Annotated in this window: 13 protein-coding genes; 8 read left to right on the forward strand and 5 right to left on the reverse strand. The window is 62.7% G+C overall.

The features are described from left to right. Positions 1–18: 18 nt before the first annotated feature. The 3 genes from RAZWK3B_RS04800 to plsY are packed head-to-tail and all read left to right on the forward strand — an operon-like array spanning position 19 to position 2,332. Positions 19–447, forward strand: a complete 429-nt coding sequence (locus tag RAZWK3B_RS04800; RefSeq protein ID WP_050774185.1) for a hypothetical protein — start codon at positions 19–21, stop codon at positions 445–447. Beyond that, positions 444–1,727 carry a dihydroorotase gene (gene pyrC, locus RAZWK3B_RS04805; RefSeq protein WP_007812759.1) on the forward strand — a complete coding sequence of 428 codons (1,284 nt, stop codon included), beginning with the start codon at positions 444–446 and terminating at the stop codon, positions 1,725–1,727. Before RAZWK3B_RS04800 ends, pyrC begins: the two co-directional genes overlap by 4 nt. Further along, entirely contained in the window at positions 1,727–2,332 is a 606-nt protein-coding gene (gene plsY, locus RAZWK3B_RS04810) for a glycerol-3-phosphate 1-O-acyltransferase PlsY (protein ID WP_007812762.1), read from the forward strand. Before pyrC ends, plsY begins: the two co-directional genes overlap by 1 nt. 151 nt (positions 2,333–2,483) lie before the next feature. On the opposite strand, the gene RAZWK3B_RS04815 is transcribed toward plsY, so the two are convergent. From RAZWK3B_RS04815 to RAZWK3B_RS04825, 3 genes are all read right to left on the reverse strand, one after another. Next, entirely contained in the window at positions 2,484–3,854 is a 1,371-nt protein-coding gene (locus RAZWK3B_RS04815) for a glutamate--cysteine ligase (RefSeq protein WP_007812764.1), read from the reverse strand. 64 nt (positions 3,855–3,918) lie between these two features. Further along, a complete protein-coding gene (locus tag RAZWK3B_RS04820; protein ID WP_007812765.1) occupies positions 3,919–4,431 on the reverse strand; it encodes a hypothetical protein in 513 nt (170 codons plus the stop codon). Beyond that, complete coding sequence (locus tag RAZWK3B_RS04825; protein ID WP_007812767.1) at positions 4,428–5,153, reverse strand: 16S rRNA (uracil(1498)-N(3))-methyltransferase; 726 nt, start codon at positions 5,151–5,153, stop codon at positions 4,428–4,430. Before RAZWK3B_RS04825 ends, RAZWK3B_RS04820 begins: the two co-directional genes overlap by 4 nt. Positions 5,154–5,164: 11 nt before the next feature. On the opposite strand from RAZWK3B_RS04825, the gene ubiA reads away from it, so the two are divergent. The 5 genes from ubiA (at position 5,165) to argF (ending at position 10,886) form a co-directional block, all read left to right on the forward strand. Beyond that, entirely contained in the window at positions 5,165–6,130 is a 966-nt protein-coding gene (gene ubiA / locus RAZWK3B_RS04830) for a 4-hydroxybenzoate octaprenyltransferase (protein WP_007812769.1), read from the forward strand. Positions 6,131–6,192: 62 nt separating this feature from the next. Beyond that, positions 6,193–8,109: an OmpA family protein gene (locus tag RAZWK3B_RS04835; protein ID WP_007812772.1), complete on the forward strand. Its 1,917-nt coding sequence runs from the start codon at positions 6,193–6,195 to the stop codon at positions 8,107–8,109. Further along, the gene (locus RAZWK3B_RS04840; protein ID WP_007812773.1) at positions 8,096–8,422 is read left to right on the forward strand and encodes a hypothetical protein; all 327 of its coding nucleotides are present in this window, start codon (positions 8,096–8,098) and stop codon (positions 8,420–8,422) included. Before RAZWK3B_RS04835 ends, RAZWK3B_RS04840 begins: the two co-directional genes overlap by 14 nt. A 254-nt stretch (positions 8,423–8,676) precedes the next feature. Further along, positions 8,677–9,861, forward strand: a complete 1,185-nt coding sequence (locus RAZWK3B_RS04845; RefSeq protein ID WP_007812775.1) for an aspartate aminotransferase family protein — start codon at positions 8,677–8,679, stop codon at positions 9,859–9,861. Between the two features lie 98 nt (positions 9,862–9,959). Then, complete coding sequence (gene argF / locus RAZWK3B_RS04850) at positions 9,960–10,886, forward strand: ornithine carbamoyltransferase (RefSeq protein WP_007812777.1); 927 nt, start codon at positions 9,960–9,962, stop codon at positions 10,884–10,886. 59 nt (positions 10,887–10,945) lie between these two features. On the opposite strand, the gene RAZWK3B_RS04855 is transcribed toward argF, so the two are convergent. Together RAZWK3B_RS04855 and hrpB are read right to left on the reverse strand one after the other, a co-directional pair. After that, positions 10,946–11,404 carry an NUDIX hydrolase gene (locus tag RAZWK3B_RS04855; protein WP_007812780.1) on the reverse strand — a complete coding sequence of 153 codons (459 nt, stop codon included), beginning with the start codon at positions 11,402–11,404 and terminating at the stop codon, positions 10,946–10,948. Positions 11,405–11,476: 72 nt separating this feature from the next. Continuing rightward, positions 11,477–13,933 carry an ATP-dependent helicase HrpB gene (hrpB, locus tag RAZWK3B_RS04860; protein WP_007812781.1) on the reverse strand — a complete coding sequence of 819 codons (2,457 nt, stop codon included), beginning with the start codon at positions 13,931–13,933 and terminating at the stop codon, positions 11,477–11,479. Positions 13,934–13,967 lie beyond the last annotated feature (34 nt).

Raw genomic sequence — 13,967 nt, forward strand, 5'->3', positions numbered from 1 at the left:
GATGGCCTGATGCACTCCATGACCCCGACCACACCCTTGGCCGAGGGCGAAGTGGTGCTGCACAGCTTCCATCCTGACCGGGCGACCTATTGGCGCGATCACGCTTGGCTTGCCGCCGCGGCGATGGCGATCGGCATGGCGATCCTCTGGGTCATGGGCAATCCGCATGTCTGGACCGGGGCCGTGGGCGGGCTGGCCGCCGTTGCCGTGCGCGCCTTCTACGTCGCCTCCGACGAGATGCAGGCCCGATGGGATCTGACCGACAGGCGCCTTCTGGGGCCGCAAACCCGCGCCGTTCTCCTGACCGATATCGCCCGCGTCCGCACCCTCGGGTCGGCGGTCCAGATCGTCACCCGGTCCGGCGACAAGCACCTTCTAAAATATCAGCCCGACCGCGACGCCACCCGTCAGCGTATCCAGACCGCCATGACCGGAGCCCGCCCATGAGCCGCACCACGCTTTTCACCAATGCCCGCCTGATCGACCCTGAACAGGGCACCGACGCGCCCGGCTGGCTGCTGATCGAGGGGACCACGATCAAGGCGCTCGGCACCGAAGATGCGGCACCCGCCGCCGACGCGGTGATCGATTGCGGCGGCCATTGTCTTGCGCCGGGCATCGTGGATATCGGCGTCAAGGTCTGCGAGCCGGGCGAACGGCACAAGGAATCCTATCGCTCTGCCGGGCTTGCGGCGGCGGCGGGCGGGGTCACCACCATGATCACCCGTCCCGACACCTTGCCCGCCATCGACACCCCCGAGGCGCTGGAATTCGTCGCCCGCCGCGCCAATGCCGCCGGCCCCGTGAATGTCCGCCCCATGGCGGCGTTGACCAAGGGCCGCGAAGGCCGCGAGATGACCGAGATCGGGTTCCTGCTGGATGCTGGCGCCGTGGCCTTCACCGATTGCGACCATGTCATCACCAACACAAAGGTGTTCCAGCGCGCGCTGACCTATGCCCGTGGCCTTGGCGCGCTGATCATCGCCCATCCTCAGGAACCGGGCCTCAGCGCCGGGGCCTCGGCCACCTCGGGCAAATTCGCCTCGCTGCGCGGGCTGCCATCGGTCTCGCCCATGGCCGAACGCATGGGGCTGGATCGCGATATCGCTCTGCTGGAAATGACCGGCGCGCGCTATCACGCCGATCAGATCACCACCGCCCGCGCGCTGCCCGCGCTGGAGCGTGCCAAGCGCAACGGGCTGGACATCACCGCAGGCACCTCGATCCACCATCTGACCTTGAACGAGTTGGACGTGGCTGATTATCGCACCTTCTTCAAGGTCAAGCCGCCGCTGCGCTCCGAGGATGACAGGCAAGCGGTGATCGAAGCCGTGCGCTCTGGTCTGATCGATGTGATCTGCTCGATGCACACGCCGCAGGATGTGGAATCCAAACGCCTGCCGTTTGAAGAGGCCGCGTCCGGCGCCGTCGCTCTGGAAACCCTGCTGCCCGCGGCGCTCCGGCTTTATCATTCCGGCGATCTGGACCTGCCCACGCTGTTCCGGGCGATGGTGTTCAATCCCGCGCAACGGCTGGGGCTGGCCTCGGGGCGGCTTGCGTCGGGGGCGCCTGCCGATCTGCTGGTCTTCGATCCCGACAAGCCTTTCGTCATGGATCGCACCACGCTCCACTCCAAGTCCAAGAACACGCCGTTTGACGGTCAGCGCCTTCAGGGTAAGGTGCGCTTGACCTATGTCGCCGGAACCTGCGTCTACGAGGCCGCCTGATGCCAATGATCGAAACCGGATCCACCCTGCTGATCGTCTGGGCCGTCATCGGCTATCTTCTGGGGTCGATCCCCTTCGGGCTTCTGCTGACGCGCGCGATGAATCTCGGCAATCTGCGCGAGATCGGATCGGGCAATATCGGCGCCACGAATGTCCTTCGCACCGGCTCCAAGGGGGCGGCGGCGGCGACGCTGCTGCTGGATGGCGGCAAGGGGGCCTTGGCGGCCCTGCTGGCGCGCTACCTGACCGGCGAGGATGCCGCGCAATTGGCCGGGCTGATGGCATTTCTCGGCCATTGCTATCCGGTCTGGCTCAAGTTCAAGGGCGGCAAGGGGGTGGCGACGTTCCTTGGCCTTCTGCTGGCGCTGGCTTGGCCGGTCGGTGCGGCCTGCTGCCTGACATGGCTGGTCGCTGCCGCGCTCAAGCGGATGTCGTCCTTTGCCGCGATCACGGCTGCGGCGCTGTCGTCGATCTGGGCCTTCGTGCTGGGACGGCCCGATGCGTTCCTGCTCTGCGTGATCCTGACCCTTGTGATCTATTGGCGCCACCGAGACAATATCGCCCGCATAAAAGCCGGAACCGAGCCTCGGATCGGGCAGAAGTGATCCTGGGGTTGGTTTGGGTGACCCCTGTCTGACCGCGCTCTTCCGGCCTTCCGGTTACTCCGATCCTGCACCGACGCAATACCGACGTTATACCGACGTGATACCGACGTGATACCGATGCCGTTTTTCGCTGTTTTTCGGGTGTCTGGGATCAGTAGGAATACTGCGCGTAAATCCGGCTCAGATCGCCGCTCCAGTCGCCTTCGTAATGCTCCAGAAGCTCGTCGGCGGGAACTTTTCCGCTCTCCACGCTTTCCTTCAGCGCGTTCAGGAAATGGGTCTCGTCCGGGATCATCCCGTTGGCCCCGGCCCGCGCCCGCGCCTTCAGTCCCGCTTCCGAAAGGTCCAGAACCTCGCGCGCCAGATCATGCATGGAAATGCCCATCACATTGGCCTGCAACGCTTTTTCGCTCGCCTCGATCCTCAGTGCCTCGCGGGTTTCCGCGTCCCAGTCCTTGACGATATCCCATGCCGCATCCAGCGACGACTGGTCATACATCAGCCCCACCCAGAACGCCGGTAGCGCGCAAAGCCTGCGCCATGGCCCGCCATCGGCTCCGCGCATTTCAAGGTATTTCTTGATACGCGCCTCGGGGAAGATGGTCGTCAAATGATCCGCCCAGTCCGACAGCGTCGGCTTTTCCCCCGGCAACGCCGGCAGCTCCCCCTTCAGGAAGTCCCGGAAAGACTGCCCCAAAGCGTCAATGTATTTCCCGTCGCGATAGACAAAATACATAGGTACATCAAGGGCATAGTCGGCCCATGCCTCAAAGCCGAATCCCTCGTCGAAGACGAAGGGCAGCATCCCGGTCCGGGCGTTATCCAGATCCCGCCAGACCCGCGCGCGCCATGATTTCAGACCCGTCGGCTTGCCATCGAAAAACGGTGAATTGGCGAAAAGGGCCGTCGCCACCGGCTGCAACGCCAGCGCCACGCGCAGCTTGCGCACCATGTCCGCCTCAGATCCGAAATCAAGGTTCACCTGCACGGTGCAGGTCCGGTACATCATGGATTTGCCCATGGTGCCGACACGGTCCATGTAGTCCGTCATCAGCTTGTAGCGGCCCTTGGGCATGCGCGGCATGTCCTCGTGGCTCCAGATCGGCGCGGCGCCCAATCCGATAAAGCCCACGCCCACCTTGTCTGCGATGTCCTTGACGTCCCTCAGATGGGCGTTCACCTCGTCGCATGTTTCGTGGATCGTTTCCAGCGGCGCGCCCGAAAGTTCCAGCTGCCCGCCGGGTTCAAGGCTGACATTCGCGCCATCCTTGGCAAGACCGATCAGCTTTCCACCTTCTTCAAGCGGGGCCCAGCCGTGCAGGTCGCGCAATCCTTCAAGCACGGCCAAAACGCTGCGTTCCCCTTCGTAGGGGATCGGCTTGAGCGTGTCCTTGCAATACCCGAACTTCTCGTGCTCGGTGCCGATGCGCCATTCATCGCGCGGTTTGCAGCCGCTTGCCAGATATTCGGCCAGTTGTTCATGCCGCTCGATCGGCCCGCCACCGGACTGGGGTATGGACATGACCGTTTCTCCTGCCTTGTCGCGTCTTGCTGGCTGCCACAAGTGGCGGCATTCGCACGGGGTGTCAATGTAGCCGGGGGTATGATTTTTGCCAGATGATCACGGGGGTATTTCCATGCCGTTTCATCTGAGCCAGCATATGCTCGGTCCGGATGCCCGGCAAAGTTGCAAATGCATCGAACAGCGCATCCGCGCCGCTGGCCGTCAGGGGAATCGCAAGATCGGGTTGTCCGGGCTGGCTCAAGATCCAGTGCGGCGGTCTTCCAGTGGGGTCAAGCGACACTTGCGACAGCTCGCCCAAAGCCACCATGCCGCCGGTCAATGGGCCAAAATAGGCGATTTGACCCTCGACCACATTGACGACGCCCGGACCATCCTGACCAGAGCGAAAGCGTCCGCGCTGGACCCCTGCGGCAACCAGAACCGCCCCTGCTGCGGCGATCACATAGCCCAGCCAGTGCAACAATCCGACCGTCCCAAAGGCCCACCAGAGGCCGACAGCCAGAACTGCGCCCCCGGCCAGCACCTCGCGCCACCGCCACAGCGCCGCCGTGGCCTCAGGGCGCACAAAACTCATGTCCAATCCCCCAAGGCCATCTGCCAGACCGTCATCGCCGCCACCGCGGCGGTATCCGCCCGCAGGATGCGTGGGCCAAGACTGACCGGATGCGCGAAGGGCAGAGCGTGCAGGCGGGCGCGCTCGGCCTCGGAAAATCCGCCCTCCGGGCCGATCAGGATCGCCCATGCCGGGCCACCCACGGCCCCGAGATTCTGTGCCGCTCCGGCCAATGCCTCGTCACAGAACATCAATTGCCGCCCCTCGGGCCAGTCCTGCAGCAACTGGTCGAGCTTTTGCAGATCGGCGACCTCAGGCACGTAAGTGCCGCCGCATTGCTCGGCGGCCTCGATGGCATGGGCCTGCAGACGGTCCTGCCGGATACGCTCGGAATTGGTGAAATCCGTCTGCACAGGCAGGATGCGCGCGGCCCCCATCTCGGCGGCTTTCTCGACGATGAAATCGGTGCGCGCCTTCTTGATCGGAGCGAATAGCACCCACAGATCGGGCGGATTTCGCTGCGGGGCCGTCTGCTTTTCGACCCGCAGAACCCCACCCTTTTTCGAGGCCTCCTGCACGGTGACAAGCCATTCGCCATCACGCCCGTTGAACGCCAGAAGCGCATCGCCCGCGCCGCGACGCATCACCGCGAACAGGTAATGTGCCTGATCGCGGTTCAGAGGAACCGTTTGCCCTTCCCCCAAGGGGTGCTCTACATAAAGCCTGATCTTCGCATCTGCCATGGGGGCACCATATGACCGGCAAGAACCAGACGCCAGAGGCCGCAGGCATGGTGGCCGATGCGGTCAAGGGCAACTGGGTGGACCGGTTCGCGCCAGCGGCCACGCGGCCTTATCTGCGACTGGCGCGCGCGGATAGGCCTATCGGCACATGGCTGCTGTTGCTCCCTTGTTGGTGGGGGTTGTTGCTGGCGATGCTCCATGACGGGCGCGCCCATTGGCATGATCTGTGGATCTTTGCGGGCTGCGGCATCGGGGCGTGGTTGATGCGAGGGGCGGGCTGCACATGGAACGACATCACCGATCGCGATATTGATGGCAGCGTGGCCCGCACCGCATCGCGCCCCATCCCCTCGGGTCAGGTGAGCGTGACGGGTGCGCTTGTCTGGCTGGTTGCACAGGCGCTCGTGGCGTTCTGCATCTTGCTGACGTTCAACGCGGCTGCAATCGCGCTTGGTGTTCTGGCTCTATTGCCGGTGGCCATCTACCCTTTTGCCAAGCGGTTCACTTGGTGGCCTCAGGTGTTTCTTGGGCTGGCGTTCAACTGGGGGGCTTTGCTGGCCTGGACCGCGCATGCCGGACAGCTCGAATGGCCGGCAGTCCTTCTGTATCTGGCGGGTATTTCCTGGACGCTGTTCTACGATACGATCTATGCGCATCAGGACAAGGAAGATGATGCCCTGATCGGTGTCAAATCGACCGCGCGCCTGTTCGGAGACCGGACACCCAGATGGCTGGCCATTTTTCTTGTCCTGACGGTTGCGCTGCAGTCTCTGGCGGTGATTATCGCGGCCATCGGCGGGAGTTCGCCGGCCCTGCTGGTGGCGCTTCTGGGTCCGTGGGCGATGGGCTGGCATATGCAATGGCAGCTGCGAAAACTGGACTTGAACGACAACGAGAGACTGCTCGGGCTGTTCCGGTCGAACCGGGATGCGGGGCTGCTGCCTTTGCCGTTTTTCGCATTTGCGCTGCTGCTGTGATTGAACATCCCGCCTGCACGGCCTAAACACGGCGAGAGCAATAACCTGCGGGCCTGAACGCCATGCGCCTGTCTTCGATCTTCACCATAGTCGGCACGTTTCTGGCAGCAGCCGTATTTTGCGTGCTGATGGCCAGTTTTGCCGTGCGCATCATTGAGGACAATTCAAGTTTGTCCGTCAGGAACACGCTGGAGCAAAACGGCTTGTCCTGGGCCGAGGTGGACGCGGACGGGCTGCAGGTCTTTCTGGCTGGAACCGCCCCGTCCGAAGCCTCTCGGTTCAAGGCGCTTTCGGTCGCGGGCACGGTCGTGGATGCGGCACGCGTCATAGATCAGATGTTGGTCGAGGACGCAAAGATCATGACGCCGCCGCGCTTTTCGATCGAAATTCTGCGAAATGACAGCGGTCTTTCCCTGATCGGCCTTTTGCCCGCCTCGACGGATCGCGAAGCGCTGATGGCGGCAATCGCCAAGGCCACGGACGGTGCGCCGGCCAAGGATCTTCTTGAATCCGCCGATTATCCTGAGCCCGAGACATGGGAGGATGCGCTGGATTTCGCCGTCGACTCGCTCAGTCTGTTGCCGCGCACGAAGATTTCGGTCGATTCAACGCGTGTGGTCGTGAAAGCCATGGTCGACAGTCCTGCCGACAAGCGCAGACTGGAAACCGAACTTGCCCGAGCGGCACCTGACGATGTGAGGCTGTCGCTGGACATCTCTGCGCCGCGTCCGGTCATAACCCCCTTCAACCTGCGGTTTTTGATTGAGAACGGGGTCGCGAAATTCGACGCCTGTTCCGCCGATACCGAAGAGACGCGGGCCCGCATTCTCAGGGCGGCTGGACGGGCAGGGCTCGAAACCAAAGCGGATTGCACCATCGGATTGGGCGTGCCCTCGCCGAAATGGGGTGAGGCCGTCGAGCAGTCGATCGCGGCACTTGCCGAACTGGGGGGCGGTAGCCTGACCTTTTCGGATGCGGATATTTCACTTCTGGTGCAGCAGGGCACGCCGCAAAACGTCTTTGACGATGTGGTGGGTAAGCTTGAAAGCTCTTTGCCAGATGTTTTCGCACTGCACGCGGTCCTTCTGGAACCCGAGGATAAATCCGACGCGGCACAACCCGAATTCGTGGCGACCTTGTCGCCAGAAGGTCTGGTGCAGTTGCGTGGGCGCGTGGGCAGCGAATTGGCGCGCCAGACCCTCGACAGTTTCGCCAAGGCCCGGTTTTCGTCCCGGTCCGTCCATATGACTGCGCGCGTGGCCGAAGGCTTGCCTCGTGACTGGTCCCTGCGCACGCTGACGGGGCTCGAGGCGCTGACCCATCTTTCGAACGGGGCGGTCACCGTGACCCCGGACGAGTTGACCGTCACTGGCGATACAGGCCAGGCGGACGCATCTGCGGCGATTTCAGGGTTCCTGGCCGACAAGCTGGGCGAGGGTTCGCAGTTTTCGATCAACGTCACCTACAGAGAAGAGCTGGACCCGATCGCCAGCATCCCGACGCCCGAAAAGTGCGAAGCGAAAATCGCCTCGGTGCAGTCTGGGCGCAAGATCAACTTCGAGCCGGGCTCTTCGACAATCGACGGCAATGGCGCCGCGATCATGGACGACATCGCCGAGATCTTGCGCGAATGCGGTGATATCCGCATCGAGATTGGCGGTCACACCGACAGTCAGGGCCGCGAAGAGATGAACGAGCGGTTGAGCCAGGAGCGGGCGCAGGCAGTCCTGAACGAATTGCGTGCGCGCCGGGTGCTGACATCGTCTTTCACGGCCAAGGGATATGGCGAAAGCCAGCCCATCGCCGACAACGATACCGAAGAGGGCCGGGAAGCCAATCGCAGGATCGAATTCCGGCTTTTGCGCCCGCAACCTGTCGAAGAAGTTGCGACGACGCTTGAAAGCCTTGAAGAACCGGGCGAAGAAGAAAGCGGAGCGACAAGCGCAGAGCAGGAAGAACCAGCGGATGAACAGAACTGAGTTTATCATTGCCACCGCGATCATCCTGTTCGTGGCTTTCTGTATGGGATGGTTCGCCAATTGGCTGGTGCATCGTTTCATTCGTGTGAATCAGTCCGATGTCGGTGAGCTGGAGCGCCTTGCGCAGGAGTTGCACGAGGCCGAGGAAACCCGCGATCAGGCGATCACCTACCTGCAGCAGCGTGAGGCCGAGTTGACCAATCAACTTGCTCAATCCGAGGCCGAACTGGCCGCGACGATGGATGGTCTGCGAGAAGCCCGCTACGAGGCCGAACAATTACGCACGCATCTTGAACGCGTGACCTCGGGCTGACATCTGGACCACCGCCGCCGATCGCTATGCGGGCCGGGGCGCCCTTGCGCATTTTTGCTTCACGTCGGGGAAAGAACGCGCTACACGCGCTGCATGACCGCATGCTTCACATATCGCACGACCCGACGAGGACGCTGACGCGTCTGACGTTCCCGTTTGCGATCTCTGGCGCTCGGTGCCGTTCCCCTTCCTGAAACATTGACTCGCCCGCGCCTCTAAGGCACTCAAAGGGCTTCTTAATAAAGGATACGCACATGTTTCCGTCCGTTCTGCCGACATACAACCGGGCACCGCTGACTTTCGTCAAGGGCGAAGGCAGCTGGCTGGTCGAGGCGGATGGGCGCCGATTTCTGGATATGGGAGCCGGTATCGCGGTGAACGCCCTTGGCCATGCGCATCCGGCGCTGATTGCAGCGCTGACCGAGCAGGCTGGCAAATTGTGGCATACCTCGAACCTGTATAACATCCCGCAGCAGCAGGCTCTGGCGGACAAGCTGGTGGATGCGACTTTTGCGGATACTGTGTTTTTCACCAACTCTGGCACCGAGTCCTGCGAATTGGCCGTGAAAATGGCCCGCAAGTATTTCTATGAGAAGGGTCAGCCCGACCGGATCGGTATCGTCGCCTTCGAAGGCGCGTTCCATGGCCGGTCTCATGCCGCGATTGCCGCGGCGGGATCCGAGAAGATGGTCAAGGGGTTCGGGCCTCTTCTGCCCGGGTTCACTCAGGTTGCTTGGGGCGATCACGGCGGGCTTCATGCCGCAATCACCGACACCACCGCCGCCATCCTGATCGAGCCGGTTCAGGGCGAGGGCGGGATCCGCCCGGTGCCGGATCAGTGCCTCAAGGGGTTGCGCGATCTGTGCGACGAAAAGGGCATACTGCTGATTTTCGACGAGGTTCAGTGCGGCATGGGCCGTACCGGCAAGCTCTTTGCGCATGAATGGGCGGGTGTCGAGCCTGACATCATGATGGTCGCCAAGGGGATCGGCGGGGGGTTCCCGCTTGGTGCGGTGCTCGCCACCCAAGACGCCGCCAGCGGCATGACGGCGGGCACGCATGGATCCACCTATGGCGGCAATCCGCTGGCTTGTGCAGTGGGGGCCAAGGTCATGGATATCGTGGCAGAGCCCGACTTCCTGAGCGCGGTCAACGCCAAGGCCGGAAAATTGCGCCATGGTCTCGACGGGCTGGTGGCCAGTCACCCGGACGTCTTCGAAGGCGTGCGCGGTTTGGGTCTCATGATCGGGCTGAAATGCAAGGTCGCCAATATGGATGTGGTCACGGCAGGCTATGACGCCGGGGTCATCACCGTACCGGCCGCCGATAATGTCGTCCGGCTTTTGCCACCCCTCAATCTGAGCGATGAGGAGATTGCCGAAGCGCTGTCCCGCTTGCAGGCGAGCGCCGTGGCGATCGAAACCGCAATCGCGTCCTGACCACCGGACGTTTTTCATCATTCCGGGGATCAGGGTTCCACTCCGACTGCAGTCCACGTCGACACTCGCGCAGCCTTCCCCTCAGCCAAGGGCTCAAAATGGAAAATTTTCTCGATATTCACAAAACCGATCCTGAGGCGCTGCGGCACATCATCGACAGTGCGAAAGCGATGAAGGATGCCCGCAAGGACCGTCCGCGCGGTGCGACTGATGATGAATTGCCTCTGGCCGGGCATATGGTGGCGCTGATCTTCGAAAAGCCGTCAACCCGGACGCGGACCAGCTTTGATGTCGGTGTGCGCCAGATGGGCGGTCAGACCATGGTTCTTTCAGGCACGGACATGCAGCTTGGCCATGGTGAAACCATCGCCGATACAGCCCGTGTGCTGAGCCGCTATGTCGATCTCATCATGATCCGTACATTCGATGAATCCGTCCTGCTGGAGATGGCGGACTATGCGGATGTGCCGGTCATCAACGGCCTGACCAACCGGACGCATCCCTGCCAGATCATGGCCGATATCATGACGTACGAAGAGCATCGCGGGCCAATTGCAGGTCGCAAGGTGGTCTGGTCCGGGGATGGCAACAATGTCTGTGCTTCGCTTCTGCATGCGGCGGGCCAGTTCGGCTTCGACGTCACCTTCACCGGCCCCGCGCAACTCGATCCCGAAGACGCGTTCGTCGGCTTCGCCCGTCAGAAAGGCAGCACCATTCAGATCGAGCGTGATCCGGTCAAGGCGGTCAGCGGTGCCGATCTGGTGGTCACGGATACATGGGTCAGTATGCATGACAGCCAATCCACCAAGGAGCGGCGTCACAACATGCTGCGGCCCTATCAGGTGAACGAAGAGCTTATGGCCCATGCCAAGCCGGATGCCTTGTTCATGCATTGCCTGCCGGCCCATCGCGAGGAAGAGGTCACCAGTCAGGTCATGGATGGACCGCATTCGGTAATCTGGGATGAGGCCGAGAACCGCCTTCATGCCCAGAAAGCCATCATGCGATGGTGTCTCGACCGGTGATCGTTGCGTTCTGCGCGTTTTCCCCGGGCAATGCACACGGACCGGATGCTGTCCTGCGGTTACAGCCGTAGCAGGATTTTCTTCAACTCCGGCTCTTGCACGGCCTCGGCTGCGTCCGAGGGCCGGAACCATGCCCGCTCGCGTTCCTGCGCCTCGGGAAAGTCATCGGCCAGTTCCGTGACATCAAGGCGAAACACTTCTACCTCGACCAGAAGATCGCACCCGTCCTCGGCAGATTTCTCATAGCAGAACTTGCCCAGACCGGTCTCATGAAGGACGCCGGATTTTACCCCGGCCTCCTCCCACGCTTCCTTCTGCGCGGACTGTGCGGGCGACATGTCTTTCTCCAGCCAGCCCTTGGGCAGGATCCAGCGACCGGTATCGCGGCTGGTGATCAACAAAACCTCAGTTCCATCCGCGCCGGTCCGGCAGCATAGCGCCGCGGATTGTTCTTCTTCCGGCAGACGGAAAAACGGCTGGAGGGCGCCAGACCACGCTTTTTTCAGACCTTCAATCATGAGAGTACCGTACCTGCTCGATTTTCATTGTTTTTATGACTTCAATATACGCGTTAAACGCGAAATTACAATTCACGTTGGATTTCGGCGATTGGCGCGCAACGTGGGGTCTGCCTTGGTGGGGTCTTCGGGCCATGGATGTTTGGGGTACCGCCCGCGCATATCCTTGCGCACATCGGCATAACTGTTTGCCCAGAATCCCGGAATATCCGTCGTGGTCTGCACGGGCCTGCCCGCCGGCGACAGAAGGGTGACCCGCAACGGTGTGCTGCCGACACGGGGATGGGTCGTTTGGCCGAACATCTCTTGCAGGCGCAACTGGATCTCAGGGGCATCGCCGGAATAATCGATCGGTATCTTCCGACCCAGTGGCGTTGTAAAATGCGCTGGCGCGCCTTGGTCGAGACGCTGCATCTGCTCGAAATCCAGCCGCGCGCGCAGCGCATCCAGCATGTCGAAGCGTTTCCAGTCCTGTGCAGTCCTGACCTCTGCCAGATAGGGCAGCAACCAGTCCTCCAATTGCTCCAGCAGCGCGGTTTCGGTCATGGCAGGCAAATCCTCGCCTGCGCGTCGCAGCAATTCGACCCGCGCGGCAAAGCGTCTTGCGGCATCGCTCCAGATCAGCCCAAGATCGCGCACCCCGTCCAGCATGGCACGCGCCATGACTTCGGCAGGGGCGGCTTTCCAGACACGGTCATCCAGAACCAGCGCGCCGAAGCGTTCCTGCTGGCGCGCGATCACCCGGCGCTCGCGTCGATCCCACACGCACAGGTCGTGCCAGTCGATCTGATCCGCGAAAACCCCACGGATTTCGGCCTCGGTTATCTGGATCGCCTGCCGGATGCGGGCCTCTCGGGGGTTGCCGTCCAGATCTGTCGCCACGATCAATCGGGCGGCTGACAGATCATCGCCTTCTGGAAGAACCGCGCCCTTGCCACCTGACAGTATATAGCGTGGTGCATTCCCCTTACGCCGCATCCCCACCCGGTCCGGATAGGCCAGCGCGGCCATTTCGGCATCGCTGAAAGGGGTTTCGGCAGTCTTGCCGACCTGCCGGGTAAGGCGCTTGGCTTCGGTTCGTATCCGTTCCAACACGCCGCGATTGGCAATATGGGGGTGCCGCTGCGCATAGTCGCGCGGATCGCGCGCCGCCATCAGCCGCAAATGCAGGTCGACCGGCGCCTTGCGTGGCAGGGGGTCACGGTCCGACAAAAGCGCCGCAAGCGTTGCGCCTTGCGCGCCTGCCAGGGCCATCACATGGGCCAGCCTCGGATGCAGTGGAAGTGCGGCAATCACCTTGCCATGCGGTGTGATCCGGTTGTCGTCATCCAGTGCGCCCAGCATCCGCAAAAGCGCCTGCGCCTCGGCATAGGCGCCCGGATTGGGCGGTGTCAGAAAGGCCAGATCCCCCGGCGCGGCGCCCCAGACCGCCAGCTCCAGCGCAAGTGCCGAGAGATCCGCCTCTTCGATCTCGGCCGGGGGATAGGCGGGCAGCGCGCCTTCCTCGCCCTTGGTCCACATCCGGTAGCACAGCCCTTCGCTCACCCGTCCAGCGCGCCCCGCACGCTGTGTCGCCTCGGCGCGCGTCACCGGGTCCGTCACCAGCCGGGACATGCCGCTGGCGGGATCGAACCGCGCGCGCCGCGCCCGCCCGCAATCGATCACCACACGGATATCTTCGATGGTCAACGACGTTTCAGCGATTGCGGTGGCCAGCACGATCTTGCGCCCGTCCATGACCGGGGAAATCGCGCTGCGCTGCATGGCAAAGTCCATGGCACCGAACAAGGGCCGCACATGGCAGCAAGGCGGCAGACGATCCGCGATCAACGCCTCGACGCGACGGATCTCGGCTTCACCGGGCAAAAAGACCAGCACGCCGCCTTGCGTTTCTGCCACGGCCCGCAGCACCAGCTCGGCCGCTATATCCTCGAAGCGCCGCTCCTTCGGTATCGGGCGATCCAGCCAGCGGATCTCGACTGGAAAACTGCGCCCTTCCGAGGTGATCACCGGCACACCGCCCATGAGCTCGGCCACCGGGGCGGCATCCAGCGTGGCGGACATCGCCAGCAGGATCAGATCAGGGCGCAGCGCCTCGCGGATCTCGATGCACAGGGCCAGGCCCAGATCGGCATTCAACGACCGTTCGTGAAACTCATCGAAAATGACGGCGCCGACGCCGGAAAGCTCCGGGTCTGTTTGCAGCATACGGGTCAGGATGCCTTCGGTCACGACTTCGATGCGCGTGACGCCTGACAGCTTGGCTTCGCCGCGCATGCGGTATCCGACCGTTTGACCCGGTGCCTCGCCAAGGCTTTGTGCCATGCGTTCGGCTGCGGCGCGCGCGGCAAGGCGGCGCGGCTCCAACATCAGGATGCGCCCTTCGGTCAGGCCCGCCGCCAGCATCTCGAGCGGTACAATGGTGGTCTTGCCGGCACCGGGCGGAGCCTGCAGCACCGCGCCGCCGTGGTCGCGTAGCGCCGCGATCAGCGGGGCGATGGCGTCATGGATGGGCAATTGCGTCGACATGATCCGCCTTATCGACCAAGTCCGATCACTTTTC

The sequence above is a fragment of the Roseobacter sp. AzwK-3b genome (genome assembly GCF_000170875.1).
In the GTDB taxonomy this organism is placed as follows: domain Bacteria; phylum Pseudomonadota; class Alphaproteobacteria; order Rhodobacterales; family Rhodobacteraceae; genus Roseovarius; species Roseovarius litoreus.

What these genes read in the sequence shown, in the direction of transcription:
- RAZWK3B_RS04800 (WP_050774185.1), top strand. Translation starts at nt 19, where the DNA reads ATGACCCCGACCACACCCTTGGCCGAGGGCGAAGTGGTGCTGCACAGC.
- pyrC (WP_007812759.1), top strand. Translation starts at nt 444, where the DNA reads ATGAGCCGCACCACGCTTTTCACCAATGCCCGCCTGATCGACCCTGAA.
- plsY (WP_007812762.1), top strand. Translation starts at nt 1,727, where the DNA reads ATGCCAATGATCGAAACCGGATCCACCCTGCTGATCGTCTGGGCCGTC.
- RAZWK3B_RS04815 (WP_007812764.1), bottom strand. Translation starts at nt 3,854, where the DNA reads ATGTCCATACCCCAGTCCGGTGGCGGGCCGATCGAGCGGCATGAACAA.
- RAZWK3B_RS04820 (WP_007812765.1), bottom strand. Translation starts at nt 4,431, where the DNA reads ATGAGTTTTGTGCGCCCTGAGGCCACGGCGGCGCTGTGGCGGTGGCGC.
- RAZWK3B_RS04825 (WP_007812767.1), bottom strand. Translation starts at nt 5,153, where the DNA reads ATGGCAGATGCGAAGATCAGGCTTTATGTAGAGCACCCCTTGGGGGAA.
- ubiA (WP_007812769.1), top strand. Translation starts at nt 5,165, where the DNA reads ATGACCGGCAAGAACCAGACGCCAGAGGCCGCAGGCATGGTGGCCGAT.
- RAZWK3B_RS04835 (WP_007812772.1), top strand. Translation starts at nt 6,193, where the DNA reads ATGCGCCTGTCTTCGATCTTCACCATAGTCGGCACGTTTCTGGCAGCA.
- RAZWK3B_RS04840 (WP_007812773.1), top strand. Translation starts at nt 8,096, where the DNA reads ATGAACAGAACTGAGTTTATCATTGCCACCGCGATCATCCTGTTCGTG.
- RAZWK3B_RS04845 (WP_007812775.1), top strand. Translation starts at nt 8,677, where the DNA reads ATGTTTCCGTCCGTTCTGCCGACATACAACCGGGCACCGCTGACTTTC.
- argF (WP_007812777.1), top strand. Translation starts at nt 9,960, where the DNA reads ATGGAAAATTTTCTCGATATTCACAAAACCGATCCTGAGGCGCTGCGG.
- RAZWK3B_RS04855 (WP_007812780.1), bottom strand. Translation starts at nt 11,404, where the DNA reads ATGATTGAAGGTCTGAAAAAAGCGTGGTCTGGCGCCCTCCAGCCGTTT.
- hrpB (WP_007812781.1), bottom strand. Translation starts at nt 13,933, where the DNA reads ATGTCGACGCAATTGCCCATCCATGACGCCATCGCCCCGCTGATCGCG.